The 16,711-nt window shown below is 67.8% G+C and carries 17 protein-coding genes; 14 read left to right on the forward strand and 3 right to left on the reverse strand.

Features of this window, described 5'->3' with window-relative positions:
- Positions 1-4: 4 nt before the first annotated feature.
- The 3 genes from ARTH_RS00760 to ARTH_RS00770 all read right to left on the reverse strand — a co-directional run bounded on the left by ARTH_RS00760 (position 5) and on the right by ARTH_RS00770 (position 2,750).
- Complete coding sequence (locus ARTH_RS00760) at positions 5-757, reverse strand: DUF429 domain-containing protein (RefSeq protein WP_043429218.1); 753 nt, start codon at positions 755-757, stop codon at positions 5-7.
- Between the two features lie 3 nt (positions 758-760).
- Positions 761-2,098, reverse strand: coding sequence for a carboxylesterase family protein (locus tag ARTH_RS00765; protein WP_011690016.1), 1,338 nt, complete (start codon positions 2,096-2,098; stop codon positions 761-763).
- Positions 2,099-2,261: 163 nt separating this feature from the next.
- The gene (locus ARTH_RS00770) at positions 2,262-2,750 is read right to left on the reverse strand and encodes an inorganic diphosphatase (protein ID WP_011690017.1); all 489 of its coding nucleotides are present in this window, start codon (positions 2,748-2,750) and stop codon (positions 2,262-2,264) included.
- Positions 2,751-2,910: 160 nt separating this feature from the next.
- On the opposite strand from ARTH_RS00770, the gene dacB reads away from it, so the two are divergent.
- The 14 genes from dacB to ARTH_RS00840 all read left to right on the forward strand — a co-directional run bounded on the left by dacB (position 2,911) and on the right by ARTH_RS00840 (position 16,669).
- On the forward strand, positions 2,911-4,374 hold the full coding sequence (gene dacB / locus ARTH_RS00775) for a D-alanyl-D-alanine carboxypeptidase/D-alanyl-D-alanine endopeptidase (protein WP_232223623.1): 1,464 nt from the start codon (positions 2,911-2,913) through the stop codon (positions 4,372-4,374).
- A 117-nt stretch (positions 4,375-4,491) separates the two neighbouring features.
- Entirely contained in the window at positions 4,492-5,610 is a 1,119-nt protein-coding gene (locus ARTH_RS00780; protein ID WP_043429220.1) for a zinc-dependent metalloprotease, read from the forward strand.
- Between the two features lie 69 nt (positions 5,611-5,679).
- The gene (gene tilS, locus ARTH_RS00785; protein WP_198011528.1) at positions 5,680-6,741 is read left to right on the forward strand and encodes a tRNA lysidine(34) synthetase TilS; all 1,062 of its coding nucleotides are present in this window, start codon (positions 5,680-5,682) and stop codon (positions 6,739-6,741) included.
- A 29-nt stretch (positions 6,742-6,770) separates the two neighbouring features.
- Positions 6,771-7,322 (forward strand): hypoxanthine phosphoribosyltransferase, encoded by a 552-nt coding sequence (hpt, locus tag ARTH_RS00790; RefSeq protein ID WP_011690021.1) that lies wholly within the window; start codon positions 6,771-6,773, stop codon positions 7,320-7,322.
- 204 nt (positions 7,323-7,526) lie between these two features.
- A complete protein-coding gene (gene ftsH / locus ARTH_RS00795) occupies positions 7,527-9,596 on the forward strand; it encodes an ATP-dependent zinc metalloprotease FtsH (RefSeq protein WP_011690022.1) in 2,070 nt (689 codons plus the stop codon).
- Between the two features lie 9 nt (positions 9,597-9,605).
- Positions 9,606-10,250, forward strand: a complete 645-nt coding sequence (gene folE / locus ARTH_RS00800) for a GTP cyclohydrolase I FolE (protein ID WP_011690023.1) — start codon at positions 9,606-9,608, stop codon at positions 10,248-10,250.
- 10 nt (positions 10,251-10,260) lie between these two features.
- The gene (gene folP / locus ARTH_RS00805) at positions 10,261-11,196 is read left to right on the forward strand and encodes a dihydropteroate synthase (protein WP_011690024.1); all 936 of its coding nucleotides are present in this window, start codon (positions 10,261-10,263) and stop codon (positions 11,194-11,196) included.
- A gap of 9 nt (positions 11,197-11,205) precedes the next feature.
- Positions 11,206-11,565, forward strand: a complete 360-nt coding sequence (folB, locus tag ARTH_RS00810; RefSeq protein WP_011690025.1) for a dihydroneopterin aldolase — start codon at positions 11,206-11,208, stop codon at positions 11,563-11,565.
- Positions 11,562-12,116 (forward strand): 2-amino-4-hydroxy-6-hydroxymethyldihydropteridine diphosphokinase, encoded by a 555-nt coding sequence (gene folK, locus ARTH_RS00815; protein ID WP_011690026.1) that lies wholly within the window; start codon positions 11,562-11,564, stop codon positions 12,114-12,116. Before folB ends, folK begins: the two co-directional genes overlap by 4 nt.
- Positions 12,117-12,119: 3 nt before the next feature.
- Positions 12,120-12,647 (forward strand): DUF3180 domain-containing protein, encoded by a 528-nt coding sequence (locus tag ARTH_RS00820; RefSeq protein WP_011690027.1) that lies wholly within the window; start codon positions 12,120-12,122, stop codon positions 12,645-12,647.
- Positions 12,628-13,140 (forward strand): PH domain-containing protein, encoded by a 513-nt coding sequence (locus ARTH_RS00825; protein WP_043429222.1) that lies wholly within the window; start codon positions 12,628-12,630, stop codon positions 13,138-13,140. The genes ARTH_RS00820 and ARTH_RS00825 overlap by 20 nt, the downstream gene beginning before the upstream one ends.
- The gene (locus ARTH_RS00830; protein ID WP_156810594.1) at positions 13,137-14,810 is read left to right on the forward strand and encodes a PH domain-containing protein; all 1,674 of its coding nucleotides are present in this window, start codon (positions 13,137-13,139) and stop codon (positions 14,808-14,810) included. Before ARTH_RS00825 ends, ARTH_RS00830 begins: the two co-directional genes overlap by 4 nt.
- A complete protein-coding gene (locus ARTH_RS00835) occupies positions 14,803-15,738 on the forward strand; it encodes a Rossmann-like and DUF2520 domain-containing protein (RefSeq protein ID WP_011690030.1) in 936 nt (311 codons plus the stop codon). The genes ARTH_RS00830 and ARTH_RS00835 overlap by 8 nt, the downstream gene beginning before the upstream one ends.
- A gap of 1 nt (position 15,739) precedes the next feature.
- Positions 15,740-16,669, forward strand: a complete 930-nt coding sequence (locus tag ARTH_RS00840) for a 4-phosphopantoate--beta-alanine ligase (protein ID WP_043429224.1) — start codon at positions 15,740-15,742, stop codon at positions 16,667-16,669.
- The last annotated feature ends 42 nt before the right edge of the window (positions 16,670-16,711 follow it).

The raw sequence follows: 16,711 nt of genomic DNA on the forward strand, positions 1-16,711 counted from the left end.
CCGGCTACCCGGTGAGGGCTGCGAGCGGGCCTGACGGTACATGGATCCAGCCCTCGGTGAGCGCGGCAGCAGCGTGGTCCACGGGCGGCATTAAGGTCTGGCCGAGGCTGACCGCACGGGCTGTGAGGGCGGCGATGACGGCGTCGAACATGTCGTCCGAGGCCGCGAGGGCCTCCCCATGTCCGGCCAGGTCCAGCCAAGGCGCGGCTTGGGCCAGGCTGTCCAGGATCAGGGCCAGCCGCTCCGCTTCCGGAGTGCCGCGCCCTTTGTAGCCGCGGGCGTGGATTCCCCAGAGTTTCAGCGAAGCCGCCGGGTAGACCTCCGCCAGCCTGCCCGACCCGTCCCTGGCCTGCGGCCCGTAGTCCCGGGCGATCTTGGCCTGGATGACCGCGCAGCGCATGGCGGGGTGGGCCAGCCGGCCCGCGGAGACGCTGAGCGGGATCAGCCCTGTGGCTCCGGTGACGAACCGGTCGGTGTCCCGGTAGGCCAGCAGCCGGCGGCCCTCGATTCCGTCGTGGTCCAGCACCGGGCGGGCGTCGGAGTTCAGGTGCCCGGCGATGAAGGGCAGGAAGGCGTCCGGCCAGCCCACGGGGCAGTCGATACCCGTCATGTCGGTGCTGCCGAACAGCTCCACGATGTCCTCGTCAGTGACGTCCAGGGACAAATGGATCAGCCTTGCACCGCCATGCGTCCAGTCAAGGACTGCCGCCGCGGTCTTCCTGGTGGCCGCCGCGAGGTCCACGCCCAAGGTCTTCACGGGCTAAACCGGGCGGTAGCGGAGTGCGCCGGGAAGTTCCCCGCCGTTCCCGAGGCCTTCCCCGGAAGCGAACCGGGCCCAGACGGCGCGGAGGGCACGGCCCTGGGCGTTGATCTCGTCCCAGGAGGCGCCCGCGACGAGGCCGGCGCCCGCCCACGTCTGCTGGTCGCCGAACAGCAGCGGCAGGTCAACAGTGTGGGCGGCCCCGAAGAAGTTGCCGGGCGCGGCCCACGTAAGCACGTAGCTGTACGCTTTTCCTCCCGCCCGGGCGTGCCGCCGGGCGAACTTCCTGGCGGACCGGCCGTACACGGCTTCGGTAACGGCCCGGCTGATTGCGTCTACGACGGCGGTCCCGACGACCGGAACCCTGGCGAGACGGCTGGCGGCGGGGTTGCCAGGCAGGAACATGCGCGCCTCGTCGGCGGTATGGCCGATCAGGACCTCGATTCCAGGGGCGGCTGCGTTCCACGCGGCTTCAATCTCGTGTTCCGGGGGCAGGGGTGCGTGTCCGTACTGCGTGCCGAAGGGCATTGCAGCCTTCAGCCCGAACTTCCGGGCCACCTGCGAAACACGCCCTTCAATGGCAACCACGTCCATCGCCGGGGTGTCTTCGGTGACATGTTCCGCGGCGACGCCCATGGCAGCGCTCATTTTTTCCCGGCCCCGGGTAATGCCCAGGGGTGCGCTCTGGATGATGGCGCGCTGGAACAGTGATGGTGCTTCCGGGGTCGCCATCAAATGGGCGACGGCGTCGCCGCCTGCTGACTGGCCGAAGGCGGTGACGCGTTCCGGATCGCCGCCGAAGGCGCCGATGTTGCGCTGCACCCAGCGGAACGCCTCCAGTTGGTCCAGCAGGCCAAGGTTGGCTGGGCGTCCCGTGCCGGTCGCGAGGTACCCGAACAGGCCCAGGCGATACGTCACGGACACAACGATGACCCGGTTCTCGGCAACCAGGGCCTTGGGGTCGAAGATGGCCAGATCCCCGGAGCCGGAGGTATAGGACCCGCCATGGAGCCACACCATGACGGGGACGCGCTCGCCGTCTGCGAGGTCCGCCGGAATGGTGATCGACAGGCGCTGGCAGTCCTCGCTACCGGGAAGCTCACCGTAGCGGGTTCCCAGGATGTCATCCAGGAACGGCACCGGACCCTGCGGGCACGCCGGCGAAAGCGAGGTGGCTGCACGAACCTCGGTCCAGTCGGGTGCACTTGCCGGCGGCTGGAAACGGCCCGCCGTGGCGTAGGGAATTCCCGTGGCGCGCACAACGTCGCCGTCCCGCCAGCCGGTGACCGGCCCGCAGGGAGGACTGAAGCACGGAGGACTAACGGCGGGGGCATTCATAGGGCAACGATTTCACGGATTCCTGGCACACCCCTGAAAACGACGACGGCGGGCGCCGGGTTCCCGTGAACCCTCCAGCGCGCGAACAGACACTTAAGGCCCCGGAATCCGCAGATTCCAGGGCCTCAAGTGTCCGTTCGCGCCAGTGTGCGACGGGGTGTTGCTAGTGCGATGCCGGAACGTAGCGCTTGATGGAGGCTTCCAGCTCGGCTTCGGCAGCGGCGCGGTCGCCCCAGCCTTCGGCCTTGACCCACTTACCCGGCTCCAGGTCCTTGTAGCGGGTGAAGAAGTGTTCGATTTCCTTGATCAGGTATTCGCTCACGTCGCTGACCTCTTTGATGTGGTCAAAGCGGGCGTCGGTGGGAACGCAGAGAACCTTGGCATCCCCGCCGCCGTCGTCGGTCATGTTGAACACGCCGATGGGGCGGGCTTCAACAATGACGCCCGGGTGAAGATCGAAGTCCTGCAGGAGCACCAGTGCGTCCAGCGGGTCGCCGTCTTCGCCGAGGGTGTTCTCGAAGAAGCCGTAGTGGGTGGGGTACTGCATGGAGGTGAACAGGACGCGGTCCAGGCGGACGCGGCCGGTCTCGTGATCGACTTCGTACTTGACGCGTGATCCCTTGGGGATCTCGATGGTCACGTCATGCTTCATGGAATGCTCCTCGACTTCAGGGGTGTTCGCGGCACACGGAAATACCAGCAAAAGGAGTGTCGGTGCCGCCGACTACTATTGAGGATATAGCGATAGGCCCAGGTTTCATGAACTAGTGGGGACATTTCAGGACTAAAGGACCAGCAGCAGCATGAAACGCATGATGAGCCGCGCGGCCACGCATCCCTGGTTTGAGAACATCAGGCGGCAGCTGCCGCTGGCGCTGCTGACCATCCTGATCGTGGCCCTCGCTGTCCCGGCGGCCATGCTCGTCGCCCCCGCCTTGACGGGCCAGTCGCCAAACCCGGAAAGCACTGCGTCCGCGGTTCCCGCCTGGCAGCAGGTCCCGCGGGACCTTTCCCTTCCGCAAGGCATTTCACCCCTCAAGGACTCGGCCCCCGTCCCGTGGCCGGACAAGCTCGCCGCGCAGCTCAACGCCACCCTGAAGACCGACGGCAGCGGGTCATTCGCCGGCGTGGTGCAGGACGCCGCCACCGGCCAGGTGTTGTTTGACCGGGACGGCTCGAACGGCAGGGTGCCTGCCTCCAACATGAAGCTTCTGACAGCCGCTGCCGCCCTGCGGGCCGTCGGCCCGGACCAGCGTTTTAGCACCACTGTGGTTGCCGGCGTCGAGGCGGGATCGGTTGTGCTGACCGGCGGCGGCGACGTCCTGCTGGGTACCGGGGAGTCCTCCCGTGACGCCGTGATGGGGCACGCCGGACTGGCCACGCTTGCCCGGCTCACGGTCAAGTCTCTGCAGGAAAACGGCGTCAAGGGTCCGGTGCAGGTCCGGCTGGACGACTCCTTATTTACCGGTCCCGCCCTGAACCCGACGTGGAGCCCGGACGATGTGGCCGCAGGGGAGACCGCGCCCCTGTTCCCGCTGGCCCTCAACTCGGCCAGGTACGATCCCGCGGTTACCACCGGACCGCGCCCGCAGGACGCAGCCATGAGCGCGGCGGAGGCGTTCTCCGCCCAGCTCACAGCGGCAGGTGCCGCCGCCGGGTTGTCCGTCGCTCCCGGCGTCGAGCGCGCCAAAGCCCCGGAAACCGGCAAGGTGCTGGCCGAAGTCCAGTCCGCCACGCTCCGCCAGCAGGTGGACCTGATGCTGCAGACCTCGGACAACTACCTGGCGGAGGTGCTGGGCCGCCTGGCGGCCCTGGCCACCGGACAACCCGGCAGCAATGACGGCGCCACGTCCACTGTGTACAAGCAGGTGCAGGACCTGGGAATCCCCACGGACGGCCTCCGCGTGGCCGACGTCTCCGGCCTGTCACTGGGAAACCAGGTATCGGCCGGCCAGCTGTCGGAGATCGTCAGGGCCATCACCTCCGGAACCGAGCCCAGCCTGCGGGCAGCCATCGGCGGATTTCCGGTGGCAGGCCTGACCGGAACGCTGGGCAGCAGGTACACCGATGCGTCCACGGAGGGCGGTGCGGGGCTGGTGCGGGCAAAGACCGGAACCCTGAATTCCGTGATTGCCCTCAGCGGCTATGTTGTGGACGCCGACGGACGCCTCCTGGTGTTCTCCTTTATAGGGAACGGCCTGGAGCCCGGCGCTGCGGGAAACAGGACGGCGCTGGACCGCACGGCGTCAGCCTTGGCGTCCTGCGGCTGCCGCTAGCGGGCGGCCCCCGCCGGAGCAGTGCCGCCCGCAACGCCCGCCCGTCCGGCACGCGGCCGGTTCGCCGGTCAGCGAACTTAAGGCGCAACCTCGGGGTGCTGTGATCTGATGGACGCTATGGAGTCAACTGCAGGCGATTCATCGGTACAGGCCCAGGCGCTGATCAACTGGGAGCTCGCGGCGTCAACCGCTGCGCGGCTGGCTCCGGCAGGCCCTTCGCTGGGTTCCGCCGAAATCGGGACGGCCGTGGAGAACCTGCGCCTGATGGCGGACATCTCCGTGCCGCACGTCCATGACATCACCGGGCTGGAAGCCGCGCGGGACCTCCGCGATTCCTCCGTGCTGGTGGTGGACCGCGCCTCCTGGGCCAAGGCCAACACCCAGAGCTTCACCGTCATGCTGAAGCCGGCGATGGAAAAGATGCTGGAGGGCCGCCGCGGAACCATGAGCCCCGGTGCGGCGTCCGTCAGCGGCGCCATCACGGGTAGCCAGTTGGGCGCCGTGCTCGCCTTCCTCTCCAGCAAGGTCCTGGGCCAGTACGATCCTTTCTCGGCACTCGCCGAAGACTCAACGGCCCCCGCCGGCGGACGCCTTCTGCTGGTTGCGCCGAACATCGTCCAGGTGGAGCGCGAACTCAACGTTGCCCCCGAGGACTTCCGGCTGTGGGTCTGCCTGCACGAACAGACGCACCGCGTGCAGTTCGCGGCCGCACCCTGGCTGCGCCACCACATGCTCAACGAGATCGACAACCTTAGCGAGCACCTGCTGGGCAACGTCGACACCCTCCTCGAGCGCGCGTCGGCTGCGGCCAAATCACTCAAGGACCGCACGGCCGCCGGAACGGCTCCCGGGCGCGGCGCTATCCTGGACCTGCTCCAGGACCCGGAAGAAAAAGCCTCCCTGTCACACCTGACCGCCGTGATGAGCCTGCTGGAAGGCCACGCCAACGTGGTGATGGACGCGGTCGACGCCAGCATCGTCCCGTCCGTCAAGACCATCCGGCAGCGCTTCAACGCCCGGGGCAAGGACCGGGGCGTCGTGGAGAAATTCATCCGCAGCCTGCTGGGCCTCGATGCCAAGATGCGCCAGTACACGGACGGCGCCAAATTCGTCCGCGCCGTGGTGGACGTGGCTGGCATGGAAGGCTTCAACCGGGTCTGGGAATCCGCTGCGAACCTGCCCACGGAACCGGAAATCCATGACGCCAAGCTCTGGCTCGAGCGGATGGGGCTCTAGTTGTCCCACGCCCCAAGCGGACGACGGCGGCCCGGCCGGTTGCCGCCCGTCGTCGGCAAGGCGCGCAAAATGTTGCAGAACGCCCTGGCCGAGGCCGGCTACCCCGAACGGGTACTCGTCGCCTGCAGCGGCGGCCCGGATTCCCTGGCCCTCGCGGCCGTCGCATCCTACTTCGGCCGCCGCGGCCACGTGGACGGCCACCCCGTGTCGGTGGGCGCCGTCGTCGTTGACCACCAGTTGCAGCCCGGCTCCGCCGCCGTCGCCGCCCAAACCGCCGACGTCCTCCGGGACCTGGGGCTTTCCCCCGTGGACGTGCGGCAGGTTGACGTCGCGTCGACCGGGATCGGCCCCGAGGCCGCGGCCCGGGACGCCCGCCACGCGGCCCTGGAGGAAGCAGCAGCCCAGGCCGGTGCCAATGTAATCCTCCTCGGCCACACCCTGGACGACCAGGCGGAACAGGTGCTGCTCGGTCTCGCCCGGGGCTCCGGAACACGCTCGCTGGCGGGAATGCGGCCCGTCCGCGGACTCCTGCTCCGGCCGTTCCTGGGCCTCCGCCGCGCCGACACCCTGGAGATCTGCGCGGTCGAAGGACTGGACCCGTGGCGCGACCCCAGCAACGCCGACCCGTCCTTTGCCCGGTCACGGACACGCGTGGAGGTCCTCCCCATGCTGGAAGACAAGCTCGGTCCCGGCGTCGCGGAGTCCCTGGCCAGGACGGCCGCCATCCTGCAATTGGACGCCGACTACCTCGACGACGTGGCCAACAGCACGTATGAGCAACTGGCGGAGCAGTCCGGCGGGGAGATCAGCCTCCCCGAAGCTGCGCTGGGCGAGCTGGCCCCCGCCATCCGGTTCCGGGTGATTGCCAAGGCAGCCGCCGCCGTCGGAGGCCAGCAGCCGAGCTATCAGCGCCTGCTTGCCGCGGAGGCACTCCTGCGCCGGCAGGGTTCCGCCGGCCCCGTGGAACTCCCCGGCGGAGTGAGCGCCTACCGGCTGTCGCTGGCGCAAATCCTCGCTGGCGAAGGGCAGAATCCGCCGGGCCGGGCAGGAGATGCCGCCAACGGCGGTCCCCGCGAAGCCGCGCGCTGTGGGAAGCTAGTATTCCGGCCTCAAAAGCCGCCCCAAGAATAGTCGCACCCGCATCTACACAGGAGCCATTGGTGGATTCAAACGACGTCCAGGCAGACCTCAAGCACGTTCTCTACACCAAGGATCAGATCCAGCAGCGGATTACCGAGCTCGCTGCACAGATCGACAAGGACTACGAGGGCCGGGAGCTCCTCATCGTCGGCGTATTGAAGGGCGCGGTCATGGTCATGGCAGACCTGGCGCGGGCACTTCACAGCCACGTTTCCATGGACTGGATGGCAGTTTCCTCCTATGGTTCCGGGACCCAGTCGTCCGGCGTTGTGCGCATCCTCAAGGACCTCGACACGGACCTCATGGGCAAGGACGTCCTGATCGTTGAGGACATCATCGATTCCGGACTGACGCTGTCCTGGCTCAAGACCAACCTGGAATCCCGCGGCACCGCGTCCGTGGAAATCTGCACCGCCTTCCGCAAGCCCACGGCGGCCAAGGTCCAGATCGACGTCAAATACGTCGGCTATGACATCCCCAACGAATTCGTAGTGGGCTACGGCCTGGACTACGCCGAGAAGTACCGCAACCTGGACTTCGTGGGAACGCTCGCGCCCCACGTCTACGAATAGCCGCCTTTCCCGGGATCCCTCCCGGCCGGCCGGACCCCCAGCGGGCCGCGGCCCTGTACCGCTACGCCTAGAGGGAACTTTTGCCCTGCACCGTGCGTGATTCACTCCGAACGGTGTATAGCTAGAAGCTGACGCAGCACCACACGCGCGCAGACCAGTCGCCGTGCAGCACTACCAGGAGGGACGGGGCCAGCCCCCGATCAGATGAAAGCTAAGAGTTTCTTCAAGGGCCCGGGCATCTGGATCGTTGTTGTGGTCGGAATGCTCCTGCTGGCCTTTGCCACGCTCGCCCCCGGAGGCGCAACCCGGATCGACACAAAACCGGGCCTCGAGCTCCTTGCGGACAAGGGCAAGGTGGAGCAGGCCAAGATCTTTGACGCGGAGAACCGCGTAGACCTTGTCCTCAAGGACAACCTGGTCATCGACGGTCAGGACAAGGGCAAGAACGTCCAGTTCTTCTTTGTCAACGCCCGGGCCGCGGACGTGGTCAAGGCCGTCACCGACGCCGACCCCTCGAGCGGCTACACCGACCAGCCCATCGAAAACAACTGGTTCTCCGGGCTGTTCTCCCTCCTGATTCCCGTGCTGCTGCTGGGCGTCCTCTTCTGGTTCCTGCTCTCCCGCATGCAGGGCGGCGGGTCCAAGATCATGCAGTTCGGCAAGTCCAAGGCCAAGCTGGTCAACAAGGACATGCCCCAGGTGACGTTCAGCGACGTCGCCGGCGCTGACGAGGCTGTGGAGGAACTCCAGGAAATCAAGGAATTCCTCCAGGAACCGGCCAAATTCCAGGCCGTGGGGGCCAAGATCCCCAAGGGCGTGCTGCTCTACGGCCCTCCGGGTACCGGTAAGACCCTGCTGGCCCGCGCCGTAGCCGGTGAAGCGGGAGTGCCGTTCTTCTCCATCTCGGGCTCCGACTTCGTTGAAATGTTCGTCGGCGTGGGTGCGTCCCGTGTCCGCGACCTCTTCGAGCAGGCCAAAGCCAGCTCACCCGCCATCATCTTCGTGGACGAAATCGACGCCGTTGGCCGTCACCGCGGCGCCGGCATCGGCGGCGGCAACGACGAACGCGAGCAGACCCTCAACCAGCTGCTGGTTGAAATGGACGGCTTCGACGTCAAGACCAACGTCATCCTGATCGCCGCCACCAACCGCCCCGACGTGCTGGACCCGGCCCTGCTGCGCCCCGGCCGCTTCGACCGCCAGATCACCGTTGAAGCCCCGGACCTGGTAGGCCGCGACCAGATCCTGCAGGTCCACGCGAAGGGCAAGCCGATGGCTCCCGGGGTCGACCTCAAGGCCGTTGCCAAGAAGACCCCCGGCTACACCGGCGCCGACCTCGCCAACGTCCTCAATGAAGCTGCCCTGCTGACGGCGCGCTCCAATGCGAACCTGATCGACGACCGCGCCCTGGACGAGGCCATCGACCGCGTCATGGCCGGCCCGCAGAAGCGCAGCCGCGTCATGAAGGAGCACGAGCGCAAGATCACGGCCTACCACGAAGGCGGACACGCCCTGGTGGCTGCCGCACTGCGGAACTCGGCACCGGTCACCAAGATCACCATCCTGCCCCGCGGCCGCGCCCTGGGCTACACCATGGTGGTTCCGGAGAACGACAAGTATTCCGTCACCCGCAACGAACTGCTGGACCAGATGGCGTACGCCATGGGCGGCCGCGTGGCCGAGGAAATCGTCTTCCACGATCCGTCCACCGGCGCCTCCAACGACATCGAGAAGGCCACGGCGACGGCCCGCAAGATGGTCACGGAATTCGGCATGAGTGAACGAGTCGGCGCAGTACGCCTCGGCCAGGGCGGCGGCGAGCCGTTCCTGGGCCGCGATGCCGGCCACGAGCGCAACTACTCCGACCAGATCGCCTACATCGTGGATGAGGAAGTGCGCCGGTTGATCGACCAGGCCCACGACGAGGCCTACGCGATCCTCACCGAGAACCGCGACATCCTCGACTCCCTGGCCCTGGAACTGCTGGAGCGGGAGACCCTCAACCAGGCCGAGATTGCGTACGTCTTCCGGGACATCCGCAAGCGCGACTTCCGCGAGGTGTGGCTCTCCAAGGAAACCCGCCCGGTGCAGAGCGCCGGCCCCGTCGAGTCCCGGCACGAGCGGGCCGAACGTGAAGCCCAGGAAGAAGCCAAGGAAGCCCGCCTGGAGGAGCCGCTGGACGCTCGGCCGCCGCACCCGCAGGGCGTGGCAGGGCAGGAGACCTTCGGCGGCGGTGTTACGGACGTCAGCACCGACGGACCGCAGCACGGCTAAGCTTCTTCTGTGACTCATTTCGACGACGACGACGTTTCCGCCGGCCCCGGCCCCTCAGCTGCAGACCACGCGCAGCATGCCGGCCATATCAAGGTTGACCGGCCACGGATCGAGGCGGCGGTCAGGGAAATCCTGCTGGCCATCGGGGAAGACCCGGACCGCGGCGGCCTCCTGGACACCCCTAAAAGGGTGGCCAAGGCCTACGCAGAGGTCTTCGCCGGCCTGCACCACGACCCCGCGGAAATCCTGTCCACCACCTTCGACCTGGACCATGAGGAGCTGGTCCTGGTCAAGGACATCCCGTTCTACTCCACCTGCGAGCACCACCTGGTGCCGTTCCACGGCGTGGCGCACGTTGGCTACATTCCGTCCCACGACGGCAAGGTCACGGGGCTGAGCAAGCTCGCCAGGCTGGTGGACATGTTCGCCAAACGCCCCCAGGTGCAGGAACGGCTCACTACCCAGATCGTCGAAGCACTGGTAACGCACCTCAAGCCGCGCGGAGCGATCGTGGTCGTGGAATGCGAACACCTGTGCATGTCCATGCGCGGCATCCGCAAGCCCGGTGCCAAGACCGTCACCAGCGCCGTGCGCGGTCAACTGCATGACCCGGCCACCCGTGCCGAAGCCATGAGCCTCATACTCGGAAGGTAATAAACAGACTATGGACTCCCTAGCTGCAGCCCCTGGAACCGGACCCGCAACAAGCCCCTTGCCCATCCTGCGTAAACCGCGGCCGGTAGCCAAGTTTGAAGATCTCCCCTCGGACCGCACGCTGGTGATGGGCATCCTGAACGTCACCCCGGACTCCTTCAGCGACGGCGGCACGCACCCGACGCCGGACACCGCCATCGCCGCCGGCCTCCGGATGTTCTACGCGGGCGCAGACATCATCGACGTCGGCGGCGAGTCCACCCGCCCCGGCGCGGAGGAAGTCAGCCCCGAAGAAGAACAGCGCCGTGTCCTGCCGGTGGTCGAGGCCATGGTCAAGGCCGGCGCCCTGGTCAGCATTGATACCACCCACGCTTCTACGGCTGCCGCTGCCCTCAAGGCCGGTGCCACCATTATCAATGACGTCTCCGGGCTGACGATGGAGCCCGAGATGGCCGAACTGGCCGCCCGTACCGGTGCTCCGTACGTGCTGACGCACCGCCGCGGCGATGCCAAGACCATGAACTCGCTCACGGACTACGGCAACGTGGCGGAGGAAGTAGCCGCTGAACTGGTGGGCGTGCGGGACAAACTGTATGCGGCCGGAGTGGCGCCGGAACAGATCATCGTGGACCCGGGCCTGGGCTTCTCCAAGAATGATGCCCAGAACTGGGAGCTCCTGCGGAACATGGCTCCGCTGGAGGCGCTGGGCCACAGGCTTCTGGTGGGCGCCTCCCGCAAACGCTTCCTCGGTACCTTGCTGACCGTGGCGGGCAAGGCTGCCGCTCCCGGCGAACGGGACCACGCGACTGCCGCCATTACAGCCATCAGCGCCGCCCGCGGCGCATGGGCTGTGCGTGTGCACGACGTCGGACCCAGCCTTGACGCCGTCAAGGTTGCCGCACGGATGTCCGCCGGACCGCTCAGCCATTCCAGTCCCACCAACTAGGCAGCCACCATGGACACAATCACGCTGAGCGGTGTTACCGCCGTCGGCCATCACGGGGTGTTCGATTTTGAACGCCGCAACGGCCAGCCGTTCATCGTTGACGCGGTGCTGCACCTGGACTTCACCAAGGCGGCCGCCTCGGACGACGTCCTGGACACCGCCCATTACGGCGAGGTGGCCGAACGCATCAAGCACTGGATCACCGGCGACCCGCTTAACCTGATCGAGGCCCTGGCCGTCCGCATCGCCGAAGACCTCCTGGAGGAATTCCCGCTGGCCGCCGTGGACATCACGGTGCACAAGCCCAAGGCCCCCATTGAGGTGGAGTTCGGCGACGTCTCCGTCAGCGTGCATCGGCGGCGGTCGTGAACCCGCCGTATTCGAACAACCCGTATGTCCGGGCGGTACTGGCCCTCGGCAGCAACCTAGGCGAGCGGAACGACACCCTCTCCAGCGCCGTCGCGGACCTCGTGGACCGTCCGGAAGTGCGGCTGATCGCGGTTTCCCCGGTAGTCCAGACCAAGGCCGTCGGCGGACCTGAGGGCCAGCCTGACTTCCTTAACATGGTGATCACCGTGGAAACCTCGCTGCCGCCCTCGGAGCTGCTGCGCCATTGCCAGGCCGTGGAAAACAAGCACCACCGGGTGCGCGAAGTCAGGTGGGGTCCGCGGACCCTGGACGTGGACATCATCGCTTACGGTGACGTCGTGAGTTCGGATCCGGCACTGACCCTCCCGCATCCCCGCGCCGCGGAGCGGGCGTTTGTGCTCTACCCGTGGTCGCTCATCGACCCCTCGGCAGAGCTTAACGGCGTCCGGGTGGGCGAACTTGCCGCCAGGGCCGCGGACTTCCCGGACCTTGCCCCCTTCGACGGTTTCGGCGACTTCGACGGCCTGCCCACGGCAGGGGCAGTGGAGTAGGCCGTGAAACCCGTCAATCCGTTCCTCCTGATCGTCGTTGGGCTGGTCCTTGCCATTGCCGGCTGGTTCGCGACCGTCATGACCACCCGCTACGGCCTTGCCACCCCCGTGCTCCCCCAGACCGGGCTGGTGACCATGGGAGTGATCGTGGCGCTCACGCTGGTGCTGGGGATCCGCGTTCTGCGCTGGCGGAACGGCAAGAAGAAGAAAATGCTGAACCCCATCCTGGCCGCCTGGACCCTGGTCCTCGCCCAGGCATGTGCGTACACCGGAACGGTGCTGCTGGGCTGGCACGCGGGAATCTTCCTGGACCTGCTCAGGCTTTGGAACCTGCGCAGCGACCAGGGAATCACCTGGCTGGCCTTTTCCATGGCCGGCGGGGGACTGGCCATGATCATCGTGGGGCTTGTGGTGGAACGCTTCTGCCGGATTCCGCCCGAAGACGGCGACGCCGACGGAGCCACGGGAACACCGGGACGGGGCGCCCGCAAGCCCAAAGGGGAAGGCGAATATGCCTACCGAGGCGATTGATCCGCCGGGGATTTCCTGGCTCCGGGTTTCGCCCAAATACGTGACAGTCCGACTGGTCGAATGGGCGTTGGGGAACCTCATCGCCGTGGCACTGCTGTCGCTGCCGCTCGTGTTCAGGCTGGCGGGCTGGTGGGAGTGGGTCCCGCTCTGGCTGGCCGTCACCGTCCCGGCAGTCACTTTGCTGCTGGCCGTCTGGCGGCTGCTGCTGATACCCCGCCAGGTGCGGGCCATCGGCTACGCCGAGCGCGACGACGACCTCCTGATCCGCAGCGGCATCTTCTTCCAGCGCACACTGGTGGTTCCCTACGGCCGGATGCAGTACGTGGACATCGGTGTGGGTCCCGTGGAACGCGGCCTGGGCCTCTGCACGCTGAAGCTGCACACCGCCTCGGCCGGGACCAATGCGGAGATTCCCGGCCTGCCGGCCGACGAGGGGGCGCGGCTCCGCGAGCAGCTGTCCGCCCGGGGCGCTGCACGGCTGGCCGGGCTGTGACCCCTGACAGCGCTGTGACACCCGGCGGGGCCGGACCCGGGCCTGCCCCGGGTGCTGCCGGGCCGAGCCCCGGCCCTGCCGGGCAGATCACCGGAAAGCCCGACGGCGAGTGGCTGCGGGTGCATCCCGCCTCACCCTTTATCCGGGGTTGGGTGGCGCTTGCCGCCATCGGTTTCTTCTTCGGCCGCGATACCTTCGAGCGGCTCCTGCAGGGCAGGCCCCTGATGGATGACATGTTTACCGGACGCGTGCCGTTCCTGCTCGCCGGCGGCGGAGCGGTCCTGGTGCTGGCCGTCCTGGGGTTCATCACCACGTGGTACTTCACCCGGTACCAGGTGGCCGAGGGCTTCGTCCGGGTGAACACCGGCTTCCTGTTCAAGCAGCAGCGCCAAGCCCGCTTGGACCGGGTGCAGGCCATCGACATCATGCAGCCGCTCCTGGCCAGAATCTTCGGCCTCGCCGAACTCAAGTTCGAGGTGGCCGACGCCGGCGAATCGGCCGTGCGCCTCGCCTACCTTCGCATTGACGACGCCCGCCAGCTGCGGGCCACCATCCTGGCCCGGGCGGCCGGCCTGGAACCCGACCCCGCCCGACCCGAAGCAGCCCTGCCGGAGGCGCCGGAATACGCCGTCCTGTCCGTGCCGCCGTCGCGCCTTGTCGGTTCGCTGCTGCTCAGTGAGCAGAGCTTCTTCGTGGTCCTCGGCGCGGTGGCTTCCGTGGTGCTGTCCGCCATCACTGAAAGCCGAGGCTTCTACTTCTACCTGATCCCCGCCGTCCTCGGCCTGGCAGCCGCGTACTGGGGGGCGTTCATCAAGGGTTACAACTTCACCGCCGCCATTTCGCCCGACGGCATCCGGCTCCGTTACGGGCTGCTGGATACGCAGGCGCAGACCCTGCCGCCCGGCAGGATCCAGGCCGTAAAAGTCACGCAGCCGCCGCTGTGGCGGATCTTCGGCTGGTACCGGATGCAGGTGAACGTGGCCGGCTACGGCGGCCCCGGCAGCAACGGGGAAGGCGCGTCGCGCACCACGCTTCTCCCGGTGGGCGTCCTGGCAGACGTCATGAGGATGCTTGCGCTGGTGCTCCCCGACCCGGGTACGCCGGACCCCGCCCGCGTTTTTGCCGCCGGCCTGACCGGTCTGGCCCCCGCCGGGTTGTCTCCGGCGGGTCCGTCTCCCTCCAGCCCGTCACCCTCCGGGGGGATTTCGGGCGAAGAGCCCGACGGCGGGTTCGTCACCAGCCCGCGCCGTGTGCGCCTGCTGGCACCGCTGGGCTGGCGCCGCAACGGGTTCACCGCCACGGATACGGCACTGCTGATCCGTTCCGGCCGCCTGTGGCGCGAGCTGGTGGTGGTTCCGCACCAGCGCACGCAGTCGATGGCCCTGCACCAGGGGCCGCTGGCGAGGCGCTTCCGGGTGGCGGACCTCGTACTGCACACCACGGCCGGACCGGTGTCCCCGCGGGTCATCCAAGCCGGACTGGACGAGGCCCGCGACCTGTTCGATGCCCAGGCCGCCCGTGCCCGGAAAGCCCGCAAACGCCAGACCAGCGAGCAATGGCTCGCGCAGGTCGCGCCGGAAGCGGCTGTGGAGGCGGGGAGCGAAACCAAGCCCATCAAAACCAAGCCTGTCGACCTACAAACCCACCAGGAAGGCCCGCACCATGGCTAAGCCAGGACGCCTCGGCGTCGGAATCATTGGAGCCGGCAAGGTGGGCGCAGTCCTCGGTGCGGCGCTGCGCGCCGCGGAGCACGCCGTCGTCGGGGTTTCCGCCGTCTCGGACGCCAGCCGGGAACGCGCCGAAACCCTGCTCCCGGGCGTGCCGGTTCTCGACGTGCAGGACATCGTGGAACGCTCCGAGCTGGTGCTGCTGGCAGTCCCCGACGACGCCCTCGGCGGGCTCGTGGAAGGCCTCGCCAAGCTCGGCGCCTGGCAGCCCGGACAGCTCGTGGCCCACACCTCGGGCCGCTTCGGCGTGGGCATCCTGCACCCGGTGCGGGCCGCCGGTGCCGTCCCGCTCGCGCTGCACCCCGCCATGACCTTCACCGGCATGAGCCTGGACCTCACCCGGCTGCTGGACTGCACATTCGGGGTCACGGCGGACGCTGCAATGCTGCCCATTGCGCAGGCATTGGTGGTGGAGATGGGCGCCGAGCCGGTGGTGATTGCGGAAGGCGACCGTACCCAGTACCACGCGGCACTGGCGCACGGGTCGAACCACCTGGTCACCCTCGTAGCCCAGGCCTCACAGCTGCTGCGCGAAGTGGGCGTGGAATCCCCCGAACGCATGCTGGGACCACTGCTGCGGGCAACGTTGGAGAACGCGCTTGCCTCCGGCGAGTCCGCCCTCACAGGCCCGGTGGCCCGCGGCGATGTCGGCACGGTCGCCGCGCATGCGGAGGCCCTGCGGGAACACGACGCCGGTGCCGGCGGCGATATTCTGGAGGCCTACCTGGCCATGGCGCGGGCCACCGCGCACCGCGCCGGGAGCCGGGGACTGCTGAAACCGGACCAGCTGGATGCCATCCGGAAAGCCCTGGACGGTGTGGACAACGACGGTGTGGACAACGACGGGCCGCAGGCCACTGGAGGAAACTGACTTGGCGATCAAACTCGTGACCACCGCAGCGCAGCTGAGGGCCGAGAGCGCACGGCTGCTGACGGAAAAACAGGGCTCGTCGCAGGGACTTGTTCCCACCATGGGCGCCCTGCACGAAGGCCATGCCAGGCTGGCGCGCACCGCCGTCGAACAAAACGACGTTGTGGTGGCCAGCATCTTTGTCAATCCGCTGCAGTTCGGCGAGGCTGTGGACCTGGACCGCTACCCCCGCACCCTCGAAGCGGACATGGAACTCCTGGACGCCGAGGGCGTGGACCTGGTGTTCGCACCTGCCGTGGAGGAGGTCTATCCGGGCGGCGAGCCCCTGGTCCGGGTGACGGCCGGACGGCTGGCCGGGAAATGGGAAGGCGCATCCCGCCCGGGCCATTTCGACGGTGCACTCACGGTGGTGGCCAAGCTGCTGCACTACGGCATCCCCGGGACCGGGCTCCCCGGCGGAGGCGCCTTCGTGACCGGCGCCGGTGCGGGCCTGCCGGCGTACCGCGCCTACTTCGGCCAGAAGGATGCCCAGCAACTGACGCTGGTGCGGCGCATGGTGACGGACCTGAACTTCCCCGTGGAGATCGTGGCTGTTCCAACCGTCCGCTCCGCCGACGGGCTGGCCTTGAGCAGCCGGAACAGGTTCCTGTCCGGTGAGGAACGCGAGGCCGCCCTGGTGCTGTCCCGCGCGCTGAGGCTCCTCGAGGAGCGCGCCAACGCCCACGAACCATTGGATCTGGAGTCCGCCCAGGCCCTGGTGGAATCCCAGCCCCTGGTGGGACTGGACTACTTCGACGTGGTGGACCCGGAGACCCTTGAGCCCCTGGCCGAGAACTGCAAGGAAACACCATTCCGCGGCGAAGGCCTGGCCATCATCGCGGCGAAGGTGGGGCCGGTCCGGCTCATTGACAACCTGCCGCTCAGTTCCTGAGGTTTTTTCCAGTGACGGGAATTACCCCGGGGGATAGACTGT

It is taken from the genome of Arthrobacter sp. FB24 (genome assembly GCF_000196235.1).
Taxonomy (GTDB): domain Bacteria; phylum Actinomycetota; class Actinomycetes; order Actinomycetales; family Micrococcaceae; genus Arthrobacter.